We start from the raw sequence: 18,903 nt of genomic DNA on the forward strand, positions 1-18,903 counted from the left end.
CGGCTGTGCGTCAGTCTCCTGACGATGTGACAGGTGTGGTGTGGGTGCGGCAGGATCCGTGCATGTCGTCCGCTCTGGAGTCCGCATCGCGTGAGGATCTCCTCATGCTGATCGGGCTGCTCCAGCGGCAGGTGGCAGCGGCGGAGGCGCGGGCCGATGCGGCGGAGGCCCGGGCGGCCGAACTCGCGGTGGCCAACGAGCGGTTGACGGCTCGGGTGGCGGAGCTGGAGCGGCGTCTTGGCCGCAACTCGGGCAACTCCTCGATGCCGCCCTCCTCGGACACCTTCGGCCGTCCGGAGAAGAAGCCGCAGCCCAAGAGCGGACGCAAGCGGGGCCGTCAGCCCGGCTCCGGCGGGTCCGGTCTGGCCATGACCGACAGGCCCGATGCCACCGAAGACCATGTCCCGGCGGCCTGTACCGGCTGCGGAAGCACGTTGGGCCAGGGCGACAGCGTCGGCTTCGAGCGGCGCCAGGTCCGGGACATTCCCCTGTCCACGGTGAAGATCACCGAGCACCGGGCTCACCGCTGCCGGTGCGCCTGCGGCACCATCACCGCCCAGCCGATGCCCGGACGGATCGCCGGGTCCCCGTCCTCCTACGGGCCGAACCTGCGCGCGCTCGCCGTCTATCTGCTGGTCTTCCAGCACATTCCTGTTGAGCGGACCGCGCAGCTGGTCAGGGATGTGACCGGGGCGGAGGTCTCCACCGGCTGGGTCGCCTCCCTGCTTCCCGAGGCCGCCGGCCTGGTCGCGGACTCCGTGAACCTGATCCGGGCCCTGCTGGTGATGGGGCACGTCCTGCACGCGGACGAGACCACCACCCGGATCGGCTCCGTGCGGCGCTGGCTGCACGTGGCCTGCACCGACCTCCTCACCCTGCTCCATCTCGCCCCGCGCTCGCGCGCCGGGGCGGACGCGGGCGGGGTGCTGCCCCACTACCGGGGCGTCCTGGTCCACGACTCACTGTCGCTGTATGCGGGCTATCCGCACTGCAGCCACCAGTTGTGCGGTGCCCATCTGATCCGTGAACTGACCGCCGCGGAGGAGGACTTCCCCCACCAGAAGTGGCACCAACAGATCCGCTGGGCCCTGGCCGGGCTGAACATCCAGGCCCTGCGGGTACGCGCCGGCGAGATCGGCGAGATCACCCCCGAGGCCCTGCTGCTGCACCAAGGCGCCTTCCACCACGGCATCACCGTCGGACTCTCCGAGCACCCCCGAGCACCGGGCCGCAAACAGTCCCCGGCCCGCAACCTGCTCGAACGCCTGCGGGACCAGGCCCACTCGATCCTGCGGTTCGCCGACGACCCCCGACGTACGCCCTTCACCAACAACTGCGGCGAGCGAGCGCTGCGGCCCGTCAAGACCCAGCTGAAGATCTCCGGCTGCCACCAGTCCGAACACGGTGCGACGGCCTGGCTCGCCGTGCGCTCCTACCTCGACTCCGCCCGCAAGCACGGCCTGAGCGCCTTCGAGGCCATCCACCACGCCTTTACCGGCAACCTCTGGATGCCCCCGATCGAACAAGCCGCTTGACCAGCACGTCTCACACACCGTCATCAGTCAGCCGCATTCCTTCTGAATGCCTACGATGGCTTGCGGTTCGGGCCAGGGGATCGCATCGAATTGTGTTATGGGCCTCACTCCGCCTACACCTTGCCAACCCAGGCGTTGCAGGTGACGGCGGAAGAGTCAGCGGGCCGCGGAGCTCCTGTCCACATCCACCTCGCTGAAACCCTTGATGAAGATCTCGCGCAGCGGTGGGAGCACGGATCGACCATCCAGCTGCTGCAGAAGACAGGACTCTTGAAGGGGCGGCTACTCGCAGCCCATGCCGTACACCTCTCCGACAATGACATACGTCTGCTGGCTGAGTCAGACGCTGGTGTAGCTCACTGCCCTGGGTCGAACGCCAAACTCGCTGCTGGAACGGCCCCGCTTCATGCGCTCCGTTCAGCCTCGATTCCTGTCGGTCTCGGTACCGATGGGCCTGTGAGTCGGCAGGTGCGACGCTGGCGCGGACAGTGGGACAAGGTCGCGACGCGGGCGCTGCCCGACCTCGACGCGCTGCACGGCAGGCTCGCCCGCGCCGTGCCCGCGAGCGGCGCACCGGCGATCGTGCACGGCGACTACCGCCTGGACAACACGATCCTGGCGCCCGGCGACTTCGGGCGGATCGCCGCGATCGTCGACTGGGAGATGGCCACGCTCGGCGATCCGCTCGCCGATCTCGGCATGCTGCTCATGTACTGGGACCCGACCTGCGAACCGGTGCTCGGGGCGTGCCACGTACCGACGGTCCATCCGGCCTTCCCCGTCGGCCACGAGCTGGCCGAGCGGTACGCCGCGCGCTCCGGCCGGGATATCACCGTGCTGCCCTTTTACCAGGCCCTGGCCTGTTTCAAGCTCGCCGTGATCGCGGAGGGCATCCACGCCCGCCGGTCCTCAACACGCTGGGCGGCGACGCGTCCTGGTACGAGCCGGCCCGCGGCGGGCTGTTCGGTCTGCAGACGCTGTACGAGGGCCAGGCCGCCGCTGGGAGTCGCAGGGCGACTTCTTCACCCCGCCGACCCGCGACTGACACTCGATCACGTCGCGCACGGCCCCCTTCGGCAACTTCCTGCCCGTCGCCTACATCAACGTCTTCTCCGGGGTCGGGTGGGCGGCGGTCACGGTCATCCTCGGCGGCAAGGCGTTCGCGGAGCTGACCCATCTCCTGTACTGGCTCTGCGCCGGCCTGCTCACCGCCGTTGAGCTGGTCGTGGCCGTGTTCGGCTACAACATGATCAACTTCCTTCAGCGGGTCCTCACTTACGTCCTCACCTCGCTGCCCGGGTTCAAGGAGTCGTCGCAACACTTCCGTTTTGTGTTGACAGTAGATGACTGTTGAGAGTCTCGGAGGGTGTCCTCCAGCCCAGGGTTTTGCGGGGGCGGCCGTTGAGGGCAGCTGCGACGGCAGCGAGATCCTCGCGGGTGTGTCTGCTGAGGTCGGTGCCCTTCGGGAAGTACTGCCGTAGCAGCCCGTTGGTGTTCTCGTTCGTGCCGCGCTGCCAGGGGCTGTGCGGGTCGGCGAAGTAGATCTCCAGGCCGGTGTCGATGCGGAGTTCGGCGTGCTGCGCCATTTCCGAACCCTGGTCCCAGGTAAGGGACTTGCGTAGGTGGGTGGGTAGGCGGGTGATCGCTTCCGTCAGGGCGTCGCGTACGGCTGCGGCTCCGTGGCCGGCCAGTGCGGGGCCGTTCTTGGCCCGTGTGCCGTCGTGGCCGGGCATGGGCGGTAGGTGCAGCAGCATCGTGAACCTGCTGGTGCGTTCGACCAGGGTGCCGATCGCGGAGCTCTACGACCGCTCCCGAGTGGTGGACTGGGGCCTGGTGGCCTGGGCCGGCGGTGTCGCGGCCTCCGTGCCGTTAGGGCAGTCGTCGCTCTGCACCGGCCCGTTCGCCGCGGTCCATCCCGGCGCCGGAGACCTGAGCATGTTCGTCGCAGCCGGGGGCGCACTCGTCCTGCACCTGCTCACGTACTGACTCAAGCCGCTCTGGAGGCGGACCGGCGCGACCTCTGTCCCGACTCCGGCCGGCGAGGGAGAGAGGTCCGTACACGCGGCGGACCTGGCAGGGCACAGTTGACCTCCCGCTGGAGAGCGTCACGAAGGGGCCCGGGCTTGCGCCCAGGCCCCTTCAATGCCTTCAACTGCCCTTCCGTGCCCGGGAGTTCAATCGGACGGCAACTGACAAGACATCGAGCCGACGAGCCTTGTTTCCTATCAAGCAACAGCGTTACTCTACAGGAGAAACGTCGTGGCCTCCGGCTCCTCAGCACGCACGACAGAGGCCCCTTTCCGCTCCGATGCCCCTCTGAAAGGCCCTGATCGCCATGCCCGAAACAGCTGATCTGGCCACCCTGGCCGCGAAGTTCGACACGACGTTCGTCCTCGCCCTCTTCGTCGACCTCACCGGAAAGCCGTGCGCCAAGCTCGTCCCCGTCGAGGCCATCGACGAACTGGCGAGGGACGGGGTCGGCTTCGCGGGGTACGCGGCCGGCGCCCTCGGCCAGGAGCCCAAGGACCCCGACGTCATGGCGCTCCCCGACGCGTCCTCCTTCACGCCCGTCCCGTTCCTCAAGGAGGGCCTGGCGATCGTCCACTGCGACCCCCACGTCGAGGGTGAGCCGTGGCCGTACGCACCCAGGATCATCCTGCGCACGATGCTGGAGCGGGCGGCCCAGCGAGAGATGTCGGTGCAGGTGGGCGCAGAGGTCGAATACTTCCTGGTACGCAAGAACCAGCAGGGCGCGCTCACCACCGCCGACCCCGGCGACGACGCGGCGCGCCCCTGCTACGACGCCCGCGGCGTGACCCGCATGTACGAGCACCTCGCCGCGGTCTCGCGCGGTATGAACGACCTCGGCTGGGGCAACTACGCCAACGACCACGAGGACGCCAACGGCCAGTTCGAGCAGAACTTCCTGCACGCCGACGCCCTGACGACCGCAGACCGGGTCATCACCGCGCGTTACCTGATCTCGATGATCGCCGAACAGCGCGGCATGACGGCCACGTTCATGCCGAAGCCATTCACCGACCGCACCGGATCAGGCCTCCATCTCCACCTGTCGCTCTGGAACGGCACCACTCCCCTGTTCCCCTCGGAGAACTCCGGAGACGACGGGCGCGGCCTGGGCCTTGCCAACTTAGCCTACGAATTCATCGGCGGCATCCTGGACCACGCTGGGGCCCTGCAGTCCGTCCTCGCCCCTTCGGTCAACTCCTACAAGCGCACGGGTGCGGTCAGCACGGCCTCCGGCGCTTCATGGGCGCCTCGCGTCCCCACGTACGGCGGCAACGACCGTACGCACTATGTGCGCGTCCCCGACCACCAGCGCATCGAACTGCGCGGCGGGGACGGCTCGGCCAACCCCTACCTCGCCATCGCCGCGGCGATCGGGGCGGGCCTCGACGGCGTCGAGCGGCACACCGATCCCGGTACTCCCGGCGGGAACAACGGCGCCGCACGCGCCGTCCTTCCGCCGACCCTCCTGCATGCCGTGGACGCCCTGGAAGCCGATCCCGTGGTCAGCGGGGCGCTCGACTGTGCGGGCTCCGGAGTGGCCCGGTATTTCGGCGGCCTGAAGCGGGAGGAGTTCTTCCAGTGGCACTCCCAGGTCACTCCGTGGGAGATCGACCGGTATCTCACCGCCTTCTGACACCACACCAAACACCAAACACGACACAGACACAGATACGAGGAGCGCCATGTGTGGAATCGTCGGACTCCATCTGCGCAATCCCGCGCTGTACCCGCAGTTGGGCGGCCTGCTGACCACTATGCTGTGCGAGATGCAGGAGCGCGGCGCCGACTCCGCCGGTGTCGCGGTCTACGGCGACCCGAGCTGGTCACCGCCCGGGCACGCGACGGTGTCGGTCGTCGACAGCCCCTTGCCTGCCCTCGAGTTGAGCACGGCCCTCGCCCGGTTGCTGCCGGACGGCTCCCGGGCCGATGTCGTCGACGCCTCTCCGACCCTGGTGGTGCACGCGCCGGTCGAGGTCGGCGTGCTGCGCGAGGCGGTCACGGCGGCCGCGCCCGAGGCTCTGCTGGTCGGCTTCGGTGAGGACGTCGCCGTCCTCAAAGGCGTCGGACGCCCCCGTGAGCTCGCCGACCGTTTCGGCCTCGCGTCGGCACAGGGCTGGCAGGGCGTCGGCCACACCCGGATGGCCACCGAGTCCGCCGTCACCCCGGGCGGCTGCCACCCGTACGCGGTGGGCCCCGACCAGTGCCTCGTACACAACGGGTCGTTCTCCAACCACGCCACCGTTCGCCGCCAACTGCTAGCCCGGGGGGTGCAGTTCGACAGCGAGAACGACACAGAGGTCGGCGCGCGCTTCGTCGCCGACCGGCTAGCCGCCGGGCTCGACATCGAGACCGCCCTCAAGGAGCTGTGCGCCACCTTCGACGGCTTCTATACCCTCCTGGTCTCCCACCGGGACTGCTTCGCCGTCGTCCGCGACGCCATCGCCTGCAAGCCCGCCGTCATCGCCGAGACGGCCGACTGGGTCGCCATGGCCAGCGAGTACCGCGCTCTGACCGGCCTGCCCGGCATCGAGGACGCCTTGGTGTACGAACCCGAGCCCGAGCGGATCTACGTATGGACACGCTGACGCCATCCCCGACTCCCTCACAGAGGGGCAGCAACACCATGCCGGAGGTACTCGAACTCGATCTTGCCGAAAGGGAATTGCGCGAGGTCAACAGCCTCCTCCACCAACCCGAGCTCGCCAATGACGAGGTACACATCCTCCACCCCGCGGGCGCGCACAGCGTCGCGGTGGCGCTGAACCGGGCAATGCGGGTGACGATCGACGGGCATGCCGGCTACTACGCGGCCGGCATGAACCAACTGGCCAACGTCGTCATCAACGGCAACACTGGCGTCGGCGTCGCGGAGAACATGATGAGCGGTTCCGTGATCGTCCACGGCAATGCCTCCCAGTCCGCCGGGGCCACCGCGCACGGCGGTCTCCTCGTCATCGAGGGCGATGCCGCCGCCCGTTGCGGCATCTCGATGAAGGGCGTCGACATCGTCGTCGGCGGCAACGTCGGCCATATGAGCGCCTTCATGGCGCAGGCCGGACGCCTGGTTGTCCGCGGTGACGCGGGCGAAGCGCTCGGCGACTCGATCTATGAGGCACGGATCTACGTACGTGGCACCGTCGCCTCGCTGGGTGCCGACTGCGTGGCCAAGGAGATGCGCCCCGAGCACCACGAGGAACTTGCGGCCCTGCTCAAGAGTGCCGGCTTCGAGGAAGACGACACTTCCGTCTACACCCGATACGGCTCTGCGCGTCAGCTCTACAACTTCAACGTCAGGAACACCGACGCGTACTGACACTGACAAAGCCGGCCGGCCGACACGGCCGATCCAGGGGACGGGGACACCACATGAACCAACCCTCCGTAGAGGAGCGCGGGCTGCGTGAGTCCGCCACCTTCGACCGCCGTACCATTCACGCGATCCAGCGCGCCGCCCGGACCGGCGTCTACGACATCCGAGGCTGGGGCGCCAAGCGTCAGCTGCCGCACTTCGACGACCTGTTGTTCCTCGGGGCAAGCATGTCTCGCTATCCGCTGGAGGGCTACCGTGAGCGCTGTGGCACGGATGTCGTGCTGGGCGACCTCAACGCCAAGTACCCCCTCCACCTCGACATCCCCGTCACCATCGCCGGTATGAGCTTCGGCGCGCTCTCCGGCCGAGCCAAGGAGGCGCTCGGCCGGGGAGCCGGCGAGGTCGGCACCTCCACCACCACCGGGGACGGCGGCATGACGCTGGAGGAGCGCGGGCAGAGCAAGCACCTCGTGTACCAGTACCTGCCGTCCCGCTACGGCATGAACCCCGACGACCTGCGCAAGGCCGACGCCATCGAGATCGTGCTCGGCCAGGGCGCCAAGCCGGGCGGCGGCGGGATGCTCCTGGGCCAGAAGATCACGGAGCGGGTCGCCGGTATGCGGACGTTGCCCCAAGGCGTGGACCAGCGCAGCGCCTGCCGCCACCCGGACTGGACCGGCCCGGACGATCTGGCCATCAAGATCGCCGAACTCCGGGAGATCACCGACTGGGAGAAGCCGGTCTATGTCAAGGTCGGTGCCACGCGCACGTATTACGACGTCAAGCTCGCCGTGCACGCCGGCGCGGATGTCGTGGTCGTCGACGGGATGCAGGGCGGGACAGCCGCCACGCAGGAGGTGTTCATCGAGCACGTCGGCATCCCGACGCTCGCCGCGATCCCGCAGGCGGTCCAGGCGCTGCAGGAACTCGGCATGCACCGCAAGGTCCAGCTCATCGTCTCCGGCGGCATCCGCACGGGGGCCGACGTCGCCAAGGCCATGGCCCTTGGCGCCGATGCGGTCGCCATCGGCACCGCCGCCCTGATCGCGCTCGGAGACAACGACCCCAAGTGGTCCGCCGAGTACGAGGCGTTGGGCTCGGCGGCCGGTTTCTACGACGATTTCCAGGACGGCAAGGATCCTGCGGGCATCACCACCCAGGATCCCGATCTGCAGCAGCGGTTCGACCCGGTCGAGGGCGGGCGGCGCCTCGCCAACTACCTGCGGGTGCTCACCATGGAGGCGCAGACCATCGCCCGGGCCTGCGGCAAGGCGCACCTGACACACCTGGAACCCGAGGATCTCGTGGCCGTCACCATCGAGGCGGCTGCGATGGCCAGAGTTCCGCTGGCCGGTACGTCCTGGATACCGGGAGCCCCCGGTGGACTGTGACGTCGTCGTCATAGGGGCCGGGCTCACCGGCTCCTCGGCAGCCTGGCAACTGGCCGTGCGGGGCCTGTCGGTCACTCTGGTCGAGGCCCGCGGCATCGGCCACGACCAGGGCAGTTCGCACGGCACCTCGCGGATCTTCCGGCGTGCGTACGCCGACCCGTACTACGTCGATCTCACCGGGCAGGCCGAAGCACTGTGGGAGGAACTGGAGGACCGCTGCGGGGAGTTGCTCCGCACGCGCACCGGTGGCCTCGACCACGGGGCCGAGCGCAATCCGCGGGAACTGGCCGCCCTGATGATGGAACGGGGCGTCGCTGCCGAACTACTGAGCCCCGAGGAGGCTCAGGAGCGTTTCCCGGGCATGGCGTTCGCCGGGCGGGTGGTGTTCCACTCCGACGCCGGACACCTCGACGCGAACCGCACGGTCCGCGCGGGCATCGAGGTCGCCGCGGGACTCGGTGCGACGGTCCTCGAACATACCCCGGTGACATCCGTCGAGCGGATCGCCCAGGGTGTACGCGTCCACTGTGAAGGCCGGGCGATCAGCGCCCGTCGGGCCGTCGTCGCGGCCGGGCCATGGCTGCCCGAGCTGCTGCCCTCGATCGGAGCCTCGCCTCGGCTGCCGCGCACCTGGGTGACGCAGCAGCAGGTGTTCCATTTCCGGCACCGCGATCCCCAGGCCGCGTGGCCCACCATGGTCTACAAGGAAGGCATCCAGCTGTTCGGCCTGCCATCCGGCGCGGACGGCGGACAGGCTCCGGCGATGAAGGTCGCCCAGCACGACAGCGGCACGCCGACAACGGCTACCACGCGGGACGGCCGCATCGACCCCACGTCCCGGGACACCGTCACGGCCTGGGTCCAGCGGTGGCTGCCGGGCCTCGCCCCCGATCCGACCGCCGAACAGAGCTGCCTCTACACCATGACGGCCGACGAGGACTTTGTTGTCGACCGCCTGGGCCCGGTGGTCATCGCCTCCCCGTGCTCCGGACACGGAGCGAAGTTCGCGCCGCTCATCGGGGCGCTCGTCGCCGACCTCGTCCAGGGGTCCCCGGCCCAGCCGCGCTTCGCGTTCCGCGACTGAACGTCGCACGCCCAACTCGCCGTTGTAGTAAGGAAGTACGAGCATGCAGCAGGTGAAGGCCGTGGTCGCCCGAGGGCAAGGGCAGCCGGTATCCATGGAGACGATCAACGTTCCCGATCCGGGGGCAGGCGAGGCACTGGTGAAGGTGCAGGCCTGCGGGGTCTGCCACACCGACCTGCACTACCGAGAAGGCGCCATCAACGACGAGTTTCCGTTCCTCCTCGGCCACGAGGCAGCAGGAATCGTCGAAGCCGTCGGAGACGACGTCACCAGCGTCACGCCGGGCGACTTCGTGATCCTCAACTGGCGTGCCGTGTGCGGGAACTGCCGGGCCTGCCGCCGTGGCGAACCCGCGTACTGCTTCGCCACCAAGAACGCCACGCAGAGGATGACGCTCGACGACGGGACCGAGCTGATCCCGGCACTCGGCATCGGGGCCTTCGCCGAGAAGACCCTGGTTGCGGCCGGCCAGTGCACCAAGGTCGACCCGAGCGCCCGGCCCGCCGCCGTCGGCCTGCTCGGCTGCGGGGTGATGGCCGGGCTCGGGGCGGCCATCAACACCGGCGGGGTGACCCGCGGCACATCCGTCGCGGTCATCGGATGCGGCGGGGTCGGGGCCGCCGCCATCGCGGGCTCCGCACTGGCCGGGGCCGGCCGGATCATCGCGGTCGACATCGACCCGAAGAAGCTGGAGACCGCGCGGAAGATGGGCGCGACGGACACCGTCGACTCCACCGCGACCGACCCGGTCACGGCGGTGCGGGAGCTCACCGGTGGCTTCGGCGCCGACGTCGTCATCGACGCCGTCGGCCGTCCGGAGACCTGGAAGCAGGCCTTCTACGCCCGGGACCTGGCGGGCACGGCCGTGCTCGTCGGCGTACCGACTCCGGACATGCAGGTGCCCGACATCCCGCTCATCGACGTCTTCGGTCGCGGCGGCTCGCTCAAGTCGAGCTGGTACGGCGACTGCCTGCCCGACCGTGACTTCCCGGTGCTCGTCGACCTCTATCAGCAGGGCCGCCTGGACCTCGACGCCTTTGTGACCGAGGAGATCGGGCTCGGGGACGTCGAGGAGGCGTTCGAGCGAATGCACGGTGGCGATGTGCTGCGATCAGTGGTGCTGTTCCCGTGACGTCGTCGCAACCGACCGGACGGACGCGGGTCAGCCACGGACGATCGAGTGGCGCCTTCAGCCTCGACAGGCAGACCTTCGAGGTCGACAACAACGTCTGGGTCGTCTGTGACGACAGCGAGTGCGTCGTCATTGACGCACCGCACAACGTCGACGACATCATGGCGGTCGAGGGCGATCGCAAAGTGAAGCGATCCTGTGCACCCACCCGCACGACGACCACGTCCGCGCGGCACCCGTGTTCCGGGAACGGACCGGCGCGCCGATCATGCTGCACCCGGACGACCGGCCGCTGTGGGAACTGACGCGCCCTCAACGGCTCTGGGACGCCCTTCTCGTCGACGGAGTCGACATCCTGATGGGAGGCGCCAGGCCGCGCGTGCTCCACACACCGGGACATGCGCCGGTGCGGTCTGCTTCCACGCCCCCGAACTCGGGCGGGTGTTCACCGGAGACACCCTCTTCAACGGAGGCCAGGGACGACGGGTCGGTCATACAGCGACCGGGCGCTCATCGAGGGGTCCCTCCGTTTGCGGCTCTTCGCCTTGCCAGGCGACACGGTCGTGCACACGGGGCACGGTGAGGACACGACGATCGGAGCGGAGCCGAGGCTGCTTAGTCAGCGGGCGGAGGTCTGCGAAGTCTCCTGATCTTCACGGCAGGTCAGGCCTGTGTCTGGGCCAAGGGAGCGTGCCAAAAGGCTCCCGCGGCCCAGACGCACGCCGTACGGTCCGCGCCCTCGGTGGCGCGGACCGTCGCCGCCTCAGACGGTCGCATCGCCGTACGCGACCACGGACAGGAAGCGAATGGGGAGCGTCACCAGCTCCTTCGGGCCATGTACGCCTTCGCCGTCCAGTTGCAGTGCGTCGCCGGGCACCATGCGGTAACTGGCGTCGCCGTGGCCGTAGACCATTTCACCTTCGAGCATGTACAGCAGCTCGGTGCCGGGATGCTGGAAGAGCGGAAAGACCTCGCTGCGCTCGGTGAGGGTCACCAGGTGCGCTTCCATGCGCTTGTGCGGGCCGCGCAACGCGCCCAGGAGGCTGTAATCGTGCCCCACGCGGGAACCGCGCTGCACGATCCGTGCCCCGGCGCCGGCCGGCGTGAAGACCGCCTCCCGGCCGGTGTCCGCGCCGCGGAACAGCGCGGTCACCGGCACGTCCAGGGCATCCGCGAGCCGGGCGAGCGTGGTGAGGCTGCAGGAGATCCGGGCGTTCTCGATCTTCGACAGCATGGCCTTGGAAATGCTCGCCCGGGCCGCCAGCTCTCCCACGGTCAGCCCGATCGCCTGCCGGTTCTGGCGTACCTGTACCGCGATCACGCGCTCCAGTTCGCCGTCGGCGGGCGCAGGGCGGTCGACCTCCCTGGCCGCCGGGCCGCCGGGCCGCTCATCCGGTTCCTGCGCCTGCACTTCGCTCATCGGTCCCCGTCCCTTCGCACGACCCCGTCACCGTACCTGGAAGCGCCCGTTCGACCGTGAGACGCTCGCGACCGCCGGAGCGCGCTCTCCCGCGGCCTTCCCCCGTAACGAGACGCCCCCGACCGCGTCCGACGGCGACGAGAGCTACTTGCCGAACCCGGCGGTGAGACCGGAGATTGCTGGCGGCGGCCGACGATGTAGAGGGCCAGGATCGGGAGTGTGGAGAGGATCACGGCGGCCAGGACCGCGGGCACGTTGATGGTGAACTCGCCCTGGAAGCTCCACAGCGCCAGCGGCAGGACGCGCTGGTCGGGGCTCTGGGTGAGGATCAGCGTGAACTTTCCCCAAGGCCGGGTAGTTAGGGCTTGCCGGGAAACAAGCCGTCGCTTCCGGGATCGTGCCTCGTTGTTGTGGTATGGGGATTCCGGAGGGGGCCGATTCGGTGCTGACGGCGAAGTTCCAGGCGTTGTTCCCGCACTTGGACGAGCGCCAGCGTCGGCTGGTCATAGGGGCGGAGGCGCGGTCGCTGGGACACGGCGGGATCAGGCTTGTCGCCCGTGCGGCCGGGGTGCGTGAGGGCACCGTCTCGCGCGGGGTAGCTGAACTGGAGTCCGGGGAGGCGCCGTTGGGGCGGGTCCGCCGGGTGGGCGGGGGTCGCAAGCGGGCGGTGGACCTGGATCCGGGGCTGCGGCCCGCGCTGCTGGCGCTGGTCGAGCCGGACGTGCGCGGGGATCCGATGTCGCCGCTGCGATGGACGGTGAAGTCGACCCGGCAGTTGGCCGAAGATCTGACCCGGCAGGGCCACCGGGTCTCGGCGGACACGGTCGCCGTCCTGCTGCGCGAGGAGGGCTTCAGCCTGCAGGGCAACGCCAAGACCGTTGAAGGTGCACAACATCCCGACAGGGATGCGCAGTTCCGCTATATCAACGAGCAGGCCAAGGAGTTCCAGGCCGTGGGAGACCCGGTGGTGAGCGTCGACACGAAAAAGAAGGAGCTGGTCGGGAACTACAAGAACGCCGGACGTGAGTGGCATCGCGAGGGCGTTCCGGTCCGGGTCCGCACTCACGACTTCCCCGACGCCGATCTCGGCAAGGCGATCCCGTACGGAATCTATGACCTGACGGCGGAGGCCGGCTGGGTCAGCGTCGGTACCGACCACGACACCGCCGCCTTCGCCGTCGCCTCGATCCGCCGCTGGTGGCATGCGGCCGGCCGCATTGCCTACCCCGCCTCCCGGCGCCTTCTGATCACCGCGGATGCGGGCGGGTCCAACGGATACCGCACCCGCGCCTGGAAGTTCGAGCTGGCTGCCCTGGCCGTCGAGACAGGCCTGGAGATCACCGTATGCCACTTTCCTCCAGGCACTTCAAAATGGAACAAGGTCGAACACCGGCTGTTCTCCCACATCACAATGAACTGGCGTGGCAGGCCCCTGACCAGCCACGAGGTCATCGTCAACAGCATCGCCGCGACCACCACCCGCACCGGGCTGACCGTCCGCGCCGAACTCGACACCACTGCCTATGAGACCGGCATCCGCATCAGTGACGGGCAGATGACCGCGCTGCCCCTGAGCCGCCATGACTGGCACGGCGACTGGAACTACACCCTGCGCCCCGAGGAACACCGTCGCGACGGGGTCCCACCCATCCCGCCACAGAACCAGCCCGGCCCCGGACGCGACTGGCTGACTCACCCGGCCCTGACCGGCATGCGGCTTGACCAGTGGGAACAGCTGGTCAACGAACTGGCAACGGCCCGACAGCTCCAGCGGGAAGAGGACCTTCACCAACGACGCGGCGGCGACCGGCAGAAGACCCCCGCCACCGGCCTCTACACCGGTCGGCGCCCCGGCCTCACCCTCGTCGACCGGCTCCTGGCCACCATCCTCTACGAGCGGTTCAAGCTCCCCCAGGTCGTCATCGCGCCGCTCTTCACCATCACCCCCGTGACCCTCAACCGGGCCATCAGCCAAACCCGTCGGCTCCTCCACGACATCGGGCACGCCATCGAACCCGCCGAAACACAGCTGGCCACCCTCGACGATCTCACCGACCTCGCCGCCCACCTCGGCATCACCCCGACATCAGAGATCAAGACGGCGAGTTAATGTCCGGCAAGCCCTTAGCGTTTTCGCAGGTCACGCAAGGGGCTGGTCGTCTGCGTGATTGCCGTGTAGCGGCCCGTGCGGACTCTCTTGATCATTCCTCTCTCGGTCCATCGAGCGAGTTGTCGATAGGTGGCGACGAGGGTGACATCGCCGAGGAGCTCGGCGATCTCCCTTGCGCGTCACAGCCGTTCGGGTTCTGTCTGCAGGATGGCCAGGACATGTGCCATGCGGCTGCCGGTCTTGCCGTTGCCGGTGTTCTCCCGGACGGTCGTCGCGGGCAGTGCGGGCTCTGGCGATGGGGGGCGGCAGGAGAGTGATCGTCGTCGGGGTCACGACCTTGCTGCTGTCGGGGCGGCCGTCCAGTTTCCTTTCCGCGTAACGGGAGATGGGTGACTTCACCTTGCGGGTGCTGACGCGGGTTCGCCGTGCGGGCGACAGTGCCGACAGGACTCGGCGGCCGATCTCTCCGATGCCCTGCTCGAAGACTCCTTCCGCGCATACCAGCAGGTCGCGGGCAGTTTGGAGGGCGATAGTGAAGCCGCAGCGGTCGGGATCGGTGCCCGGCCCGGACTCCGCAGCCTCGACCATGGTGCGGCGCAGGAGTTGGTAGAGGGTGAGCAGGGCCCACATCTCCTGCTCGACGCCGACTGGGTCGTGCGAGCGCAGGACACGTCCGTGCAGGATGGTGTGGCGCAGGGCGTAGTAGGCGCTCTCGTGCTCCCAGCGCTCGTGATAGAGGTGCACGAGGCGGTCGGCGGGGTGACGGCGGGCGTCCAGGAGCGTGGTTGCCAGACGGTAGGAGCCCTCGAAGTTGCTGCCGTCCGTGCAGGTGACGCTCACCCGGGCTTCGATGATGCGCACCGGGACGCCGCCGATGACCGAGAGGTAGGAGGAGTCAGCGAGCGGTTGGAGGACCGGTGGGTGGTCTTCTCCGCCTCGATGAACGCGTACACCTCGCTCATCGATCGCTCTCCTTCGCGAAGAAGACCGCCGCTTTTCGCAGCACCTCGATCGTCTCGGCCTGCTCACGGTTCTGCCGCCGCAGCCGACGCAGCTCTTCCCGCTCCGCGCTCGTCAGCTCGCCCGGCGCCCCCTGCCCGCGGTCGATCCGGTCCTGCTTGACCCAGTTCCGCAGTCCCTCGGCGCTGACCCCGATCTCCCGGGCCACCTCGGTGACCGTCTTGCCGGAGGACCGGACCAGCGCGACCGCGTCGCGCTTGAACTCCTTCGTATACCGCCTACTGCGGTAGCTCTTGCTTTCCACCTGGCACTACTTCCTCTGGAACCTCACGTCCCAGTCTCCAGGTGTCCAACATCAAGGGGAAGCTTCAGTCGTGTCGTTGCCCCAGGAAACGTTGCGGATGCCGTCGGTCGTCGGGTTACTGGAACAGCACGAGCTCGCTGCTCGCCGTCGCGTCGTCGGCTGCGGGCGGAGGGCAACCGTAGCCAGGCCGATCTCGTCGCCCTCGAGCTGGGGGAACGGCAGGAGTGGGCGATCGCCTGCAGGCGCGTCGATACGGTGCTGGACCTGGACAAACAGCAACTCGGCCATCTACGTATCAGGCCGCCGGTGGGCTTGCCGTCGGTTACTTCCTGGCACTGATCAGACCCGGATGACCTGGGGGCCGAGCAACGCATAGCGCTGGGCTTCCGCTCGGGAGAGTGAGGTGTCGGTGATGAGCGCCTCGAAGTCCTCCACCTTGGCGAACCGGCAGAAGCTCACTGCGCCGAACTTAGTGTGGATTCCCGAGAAGATCCGGCGTTTGGCCGAGTGCATGGCTTGCGACTTCACATGACTCACTGCCGGGTCAGGCGTGGTCAGCCCGAATTCGCGAGAGATGCCGTTCGCGCCCACGTACGCCAGGTCGATGACGCATTCTGCCAGCATCTCGGTCAGCCAATGATCCACCGTGGCAGCCGTGTTGCCCCGCACTCGGCCGCCCAGCAGCATCACCTGTGTGTTCCTCCGTCCGCAGATCATTCCCGCAGTGGTGAGCGAGGACGTGATCACGTTCAGCGGCCGCTCTTCGGGCAGCGCTGCTGCGACCAGCTGGGGGGTGAAGCCCTCGTCGATGAAGACCGTCTTCGCGTCCCCCAGCATTTTCGCGGCCGCCGCCGCGATCCGGATCTTCTGAGGGACAAAGCGGGTGGCGCGAGAGGTGAGGGTCGTCTCGTAACCCGCGCTCTCCGCAGGGTAGGCGCCTCCATGCGTACGCCGGACGAGACCTCTCTCCTCCAGCGCCCGCAGATCGCGCCGCACGGTCTCCACCGACACTCCAAGCTCAGCCGCGAGCGCAGAGACTGCCACCGCACCGTCGCGGCGCACGACCGTGAGCGCTGTGTGTCGACGCTTGTCGGAACTCACAAACTACTCCCCCTCACCCTTCGGGGCGGCGCCCCTCTCCCGCGGAAACCCCTGAGAGGGAGGGAGGATTCTCCACATGATCAACGGTGGCGGTCCAGGATGACTGCGTCAGGCAACAACATGACGTTCATATGTCCCATACGTATCGCCAGTTGTCCCAGTTCAGGCCAATTGGGCGGCGCGTGGGATCGCAAGCCTTGCGAAACGGCACGTGGCTGTTTCTTTTTCGATCTTGAGTAGTGCACGTCGAACCTGGGGATCCCCGGCCTGAACCTCGCACTGAACACGGTCAAACGCTAGGCACGCATCGACGAGTCCCAACGACTCATCCGCGCCCCCAAGTACCGGCCCATGCAGGTTGATCCCTACCGCGACCACCTGCGCCGACGTCGCGAGGAAGACCCGGCCGTTCCGGTCATGCATCTGTTCCGGTAGATCAAAGAGCTCGGCTATTTACGGCAGCCTCAACCTGCTCCACAAGTACATCAACCAGGGGCGTGTCGAGACCGACCGTCCGGCGCTCTCAGCGCGTCGGCTGGCCGGCTACTTCCTCACCCGACCTGATCGCCTCAATCACCACCAGCGCGAACGGATCGAGGCCGCTACCGCGGCCTGCCCGCGATGGCCGCGCTCGCCGCCATGATTCACACCTTCGCCATTCTGCTGAGGCCTGCGGAGGAGAACGACGCCCTGTTTAACACGTGGATCACCTCGGTGAAGGCCGAAAACCTGCCCCACCTGCATCCCTTCACCCGTGGCCTCGAGCGAGACCGCGACGCTGTGACTGCCGCACTCACCTGCCCGTTTCGCAACGGTGGCACCGAGGGAGTCAACAGCAAAACCAAACTGATCAACGCCAGATGCACGGCCAGGCAGGATTCACCCTTCTCCGCCATCGCATCCTCTTGGGATAACTTCGCCCTCCGCAACCACCGCAAGTGTGACAGATCCGTTAACTGGACATTCTCCCATCCGGGCGCACAACAGCAGATTTCGCGGCGCCGTCCGCGCCGGCGACAGCCAACGGACAACCTCCCCTCATCTTGAGGCGATTACCACACTCCGCACTGTGCATCGTCACGACAGGCCGCGGTCGGCGCGAGCGGGAGTCTCAAGTGTCCTGTCGTGCAGATATTTCCCTGGAGCCCGGCTTGGGTCGCACACCGTTCGTACAGTCGTCGACAGCGCTTCACCGACGCAGCGCTCCTGCCGGGCGCCGCCACCCTCCACGTTCCAGGGAGAACCGACGCGATGAGTGTTGCCAAGCAGTTCCCCGACACAGACCCGGACGCGCGCTCGGCATCCATTCTGCAGGAGCTCCGGGGCGACACCGAGGTCCGGGTACAACCAGTTCCCAGAGCCCTTGCCCGGATTGTACCGACGGGCGGACGCGGCATCGCCCGAGATCGGCTCCAGCTGTGGAGCCTGTACGGCAGGCGATTCCGCCAGACTGTGTCGGATATGGCACGGGCACTGCCGGAAGTCCGGAGCCCTCAGGGCCGTCGTCCTGACGACCGGCTCGCCGTTCTCGCCGACCTGGCAGCAGTCCACCTGCATCTGGCCGAGGAATGGGCATGGCTTGACGCGGCTCTACTCAATGGGACGCCGGGTGCACATTTGCCCCTTGCTCGTTGCGTCGCCTCGGGCCTTCGCAGGCTGCCTGCCTATCGCGGTCCCGCGATCGTGCGCACCAGCATGAGCGCCAGTTTGACAGACTGGTATCGCGAGAACCGAGTCGTCGTCGACCAGGGCTTCTGGAGTGCGACGGCGTCGGCAGTCGCAGTCAGCGAGGGTGGACCCGGGTTTCTGGTCTGGTCGCTAACCGGGCGTCGTACGGGAGCAGTCGACCCATATACCCCGGAGAGGTTGGTCTTCCTTCCTGGTACTCGTTTCAAAGTACTGCAAGTGTTCGAAGAACAGCGGCCTGTCGTGTTGATGCGCGAGATGTTCCCGCAGGAGCCCTATGAGCACCGTCGTGCGGATTCTGGCAGCGGCCATGGCGAGTGGCTGGACGAGAGCACGGTGGCAGAGATGCACCGGGCAGCGGTAGAGCTACACCGGGCAGCGGCGGGGCCTTCCGTCCGCCCTGTCGAGCTCATGGGACCGCGTGGCCGCCCCCCAGGGCTGATCGTGGCGAAGTAGGCGTTCGAGGCCGCAGTATGTAAAGAACGCGCTGGGTGTTGAAGACGATGGCTTGTCGAACTTCTTGTGGCTGGCCAGGCAGTGGTGGAGCTGGCCAAGCATGAGATTCCGCGCCGGTCCCCCGTGCCACTGGCAAGGAGCACTACGTCGGTTGCTGCTGGTCAAGGACGACCGTCTCAACCACGCTGGGTACCTGTGGGTCTTCACCTCCGCATGAGCCTCCGAGGGGGCCGACGCCCACTACCGCAGACGACGCGAGCACAGCGATTGGCACGCCCCAGGTCTAGTCGCACCTGTTCAACCGCAAGCACGGACAGCTCTACCACTGCCGCAAGCACGCGAGTTGTTCGATGAGCACTTGGCGTTTGCCTCCCTTTGGGGCT

At 67.9% G+C, this 18,903-nt stretch carries 15 protein-coding genes and 5 pseudogenes; 13 read left to right on the forward strand and 7 right to left on the reverse strand.

All coding sequences use genetic code 11. The features are described 5' to 3' along the window. Nucleotides 1–62: 62 nt before the first annotated feature. Both tnpC and OG395_RS56190 read left to right on the forward strand, forming a co-directional pair. On the forward strand, nucleotides 63–1,535 hold the full coding sequence (tnpC, locus tag OG395_RS56185; RefSeq protein ID WP_327249919.1) for an IS66 family transposase: 1,473 nt from the start codon (nucleotides 63–65) through the stop codon (nucleotides 1,533–1,535). 54 nt (nucleotides 1,536–1,589) lie between these two features. Continuing rightward, a pseudogene (locus OG395_RS56190) lies at nucleotides 1,590–2,438 on the forward strand (phosphotransferase); the annotation flags it as partial. Nucleotides 2,439–2,836: 398 nt separating this feature from the next. Here the strand turns inward: OG395_RS56190 and OG395_RS56195 are convergent. Then, nucleotides 2,837–3,331: pseudogene (locus tag OG395_RS56195) on the reverse strand (IS30 family transposase); the annotation flags it as partial. On the opposite strand from OG395_RS56195, the gene OG395_RS56200 reads away from it, so the two are divergent. The 8 genes and pseudogenes from OG395_RS56200 (at nucleotide 3,291) to OG395_RS56235 (ending at nucleotide 11,133) form a co-directional block, all read left to right on the forward strand. Next, nucleotides 3,291–3,521, forward strand: a complete 231-nt coding sequence (locus OG395_RS56200; RefSeq protein ID WP_327249920.1) for a hypothetical protein — start codon at nucleotides 3,291–3,293, stop codon at nucleotides 3,519–3,521. The pseudogene OG395_RS56195 and the gene OG395_RS56200 sit on opposite strands and share 41 nt — an antisense overlap. A gap of 349 nt (nucleotides 3,522–3,870) precedes the next feature. Beyond that, nucleotides 3,871–5,199, forward strand: a complete 1,329-nt coding sequence (gene glnT, locus OG395_RS56205; RefSeq protein WP_327249921.1) for a type III glutamate--ammonia ligase — start codon at nucleotides 3,871–3,873, stop codon at nucleotides 5,197–5,199. 49 nt (nucleotides 5,200–5,248) lie between these two features. Next, nucleotides 5,249–6,151, forward strand: coding sequence for a glutamine amidotransferase (locus OG395_RS56210; protein WP_327249922.1), 903 nt, complete (start codon nucleotides 5,249–5,251; stop codon nucleotides 6,149–6,151). A 38-nt stretch (nucleotides 6,152–6,189) separates the two neighbouring features. Then, nucleotides 6,190–6,879, forward strand: coding sequence for a glutamate synthase (locus OG395_RS56215; RefSeq protein ID WP_327249923.1), 690 nt, complete (start codon nucleotides 6,190–6,192; stop codon nucleotides 6,877–6,879). 53 nt (nucleotides 6,880–6,932) lie between these two features. Further along, nucleotides 6,933–8,267 carry an FMN-binding glutamate synthase family protein gene (locus tag OG395_RS56220; RefSeq protein ID WP_327249924.1) on the forward strand — a complete coding sequence of 445 codons (1,335 nt, stop codon included), beginning with the start codon at nucleotides 6,933–6,935 and terminating at the stop codon, nucleotides 8,265–8,267. Continuing rightward, the gene (locus tag OG395_RS56225; RefSeq protein WP_327249925.1) at nucleotides 8,257–9,351 is read left to right on the forward strand and encodes an FAD-dependent oxidoreductase; all 1,095 of its coding nucleotides are present in this window, start codon (nucleotides 8,257–8,259) and stop codon (nucleotides 9,349–9,351) included. The genes OG395_RS56220 and OG395_RS56225 overlap by 11 nt, the downstream gene beginning before the upstream one ends. A 43-nt stretch (nucleotides 9,352–9,394) precedes the next feature. Continuing rightward, complete coding sequence (locus OG395_RS56230) at nucleotides 9,395–10,483, forward strand: S-(hydroxymethyl)mycothiol dehydrogenase (protein WP_327249926.1); 1,089 nt, start codon at nucleotides 9,395–9,397, stop codon at nucleotides 10,481–10,483. Then, nucleotides 10,480–11,133 (forward strand): annotated as a pseudogene (locus OG395_RS56235) (MBL fold metallo-hydrolase). The gene OG395_RS56230 and the pseudogene OG395_RS56235 overlap by 4 nt, the downstream one beginning before the upstream one ends. A 113-nt stretch (nucleotides 11,134–11,246) precedes the next feature. On the opposite strand, the gene OG395_RS56240 reads toward OG395_RS56235, so the two are convergent. Together OG395_RS56240 and OG395_RS56245 are read right to left on the reverse strand one after the other, a co-directional pair. Beyond that, nucleotides 11,247–11,903 (reverse strand): helix-turn-helix domain-containing protein, encoded by a 657-nt coding sequence (locus OG395_RS56240; protein WP_327249927.1) that lies wholly within the window; start codon nucleotides 11,901–11,903, stop codon nucleotides 11,247–11,249. Between the two features lie 144 nt (nucleotides 11,904–12,047). After that, nucleotides 12,048–12,241: pseudogene (locus tag OG395_RS56245) on the reverse strand (carbohydrate ABC transporter permease); the annotation flags it as partial. Nucleotides 12,242–12,318: 77 nt separating this feature from the next. On the opposite strand from OG395_RS56245, the gene OG395_RS56250 reads away from it, so the two are divergent. Continuing rightward, nucleotides 12,319–14,013 (forward strand): ISAzo13 family transposase, encoded by a 1,695-nt coding sequence (locus tag OG395_RS56250; RefSeq protein ID WP_327242656.1) that lies wholly within the window; start codon nucleotides 12,319–12,321, stop codon nucleotides 14,011–14,013. Nucleotides 14,014–14,043: 30 nt separating this feature from the next. On the opposite strand, the gene OG395_RS56255 is transcribed toward OG395_RS56250, so the two are convergent. The 4 genes from OG395_RS56255 to OG395_RS56270 form a co-directional block, all read right to left on the reverse strand. Beyond that, nucleotides 14,044–14,874, reverse strand: a complete 831-nt coding sequence (locus OG395_RS56255) for a hypothetical protein (protein ID WP_327249928.1) — start codon at nucleotides 14,872–14,874, stop codon at nucleotides 14,044–14,046. A 97-nt stretch (nucleotides 14,875–14,971) separates the two neighbouring features. Then, a complete protein-coding gene (locus OG395_RS56260; protein ID WP_327249929.1) occupies nucleotides 14,972–15,277 on the reverse strand; it encodes a transposase in 306 nt (101 codons plus the stop codon). 51 nt (nucleotides 15,278–15,328) lie between these two features. Beyond that, nucleotides 15,329–15,565, reverse strand: coding sequence for a hypothetical protein (locus tag OG395_RS56265; RefSeq protein WP_327249930.1), 237 nt, complete (start codon nucleotides 15,563–15,565; stop codon nucleotides 15,329–15,331). Between the two features lie 51 nt (nucleotides 15,566–15,616). Continuing rightward, nucleotides 15,617–16,378, reverse strand: a complete 762-nt coding sequence (locus OG395_RS56270; RefSeq protein WP_327249931.1) for a DeoR/GlpR family DNA-binding transcription regulator — start codon at nucleotides 16,376–16,378, stop codon at nucleotides 15,617–15,619. A 267-nt stretch (nucleotides 16,379–16,645) separates the two neighbouring features. Between OG395_RS56270 and OG395_RS56275 the strand changes: the two are divergent. Both OG395_RS56275 and OG395_RS56280 read left to right on the forward strand, forming a co-directional pair. After that, nucleotides 16,646–17,292, forward strand: a pseudogene (locus tag OG395_RS56275) (transposase); the annotation flags it as partial. A 337-nt stretch (nucleotides 17,293–17,629) separates the two neighbouring features. Beyond that, on the forward strand, nucleotides 17,630–18,520 hold the full coding sequence (locus OG395_RS56280) for a hypothetical protein (RefSeq protein WP_327249932.1): 891 nt from the start codon (nucleotides 17,630–17,632) through the stop codon (nucleotides 18,518–18,520). The last annotated feature ends 383 nt before the right edge of the window (nucleotides 18,521–18,903 follow it).

It is taken from the genome of Streptomyces sp. NBC_01320 (genome assembly GCF_035974375.1).
Lineage (GTDB): Bacteria > Actinomycetota > Actinomycetes > Streptomycetales > Streptomycetaceae > Streptomyces > Streptomyces yanii.

Coding starts and splice junctions, on each gene's coding strand:
- tnpC (WP_327249919.1), top strand. CDS start 63: ATGTCGTCCGCTCTGGAGTCCGCATCGCGTGAGGATCTCCTCATGCTG.
- glnT (WP_327249921.1), top strand. CDS start 3,871: ATGCCCGAAACAGCTGATCTGGCCACCCTGGCCGCGAAGTTCGACACG.
- OG395_RS56210 (WP_327249922.1), top strand. CDS start 5,249: ATGTGTGGAATCGTCGGACTCCATCTGCGCAATCCCGCGCTGTACCCG.
- OG395_RS56215 (WP_327249923.1), top strand. CDS start 6,190: ATGCCGGAGGTACTCGAACTCGATCTTGCCGAAAGGGAATTGCGCGAG.
- OG395_RS56220 (WP_327249924.1), top strand. CDS start 6,933: ATGAACCAACCCTCCGTAGAGGAGCGCGGGCTGCGTGAGTCCGCCACC.
- OG395_RS56230 (WP_327249926.1), top strand. CDS start 9,395: ATGCAGCAGGTGAAGGCCGTGGTCGCCCGAGGGCAAGGGCAGCCGGTA.
- OG395_RS56240 (WP_327249927.1), bottom strand. CDS start 11,903: ATGAGCGAAGTGCAGGCGCAGGAACCGGATGAGCGGCCCGGCGGCCCG.
- OG395_RS56250 (WP_327242656.1), top strand. CDS start 12,319: ATGGGGATTCCGGAGGGGGCCGATTCGGTGCTGACGGCGAAGTTCCAG.
- OG395_RS56265 (WP_327249930.1), bottom strand. CDS start 15,565: ATGGCCGAGTTGCTGTTTGTCCAGGTCCAGCACCGTATCGACGCGCCT.
- OG395_RS56280 (WP_327249932.1), top strand. CDS start 17,630: ATGAGTGTTGCCAAGCAGTTCCCCGACACAGACCCGGACGCGCGCTCG.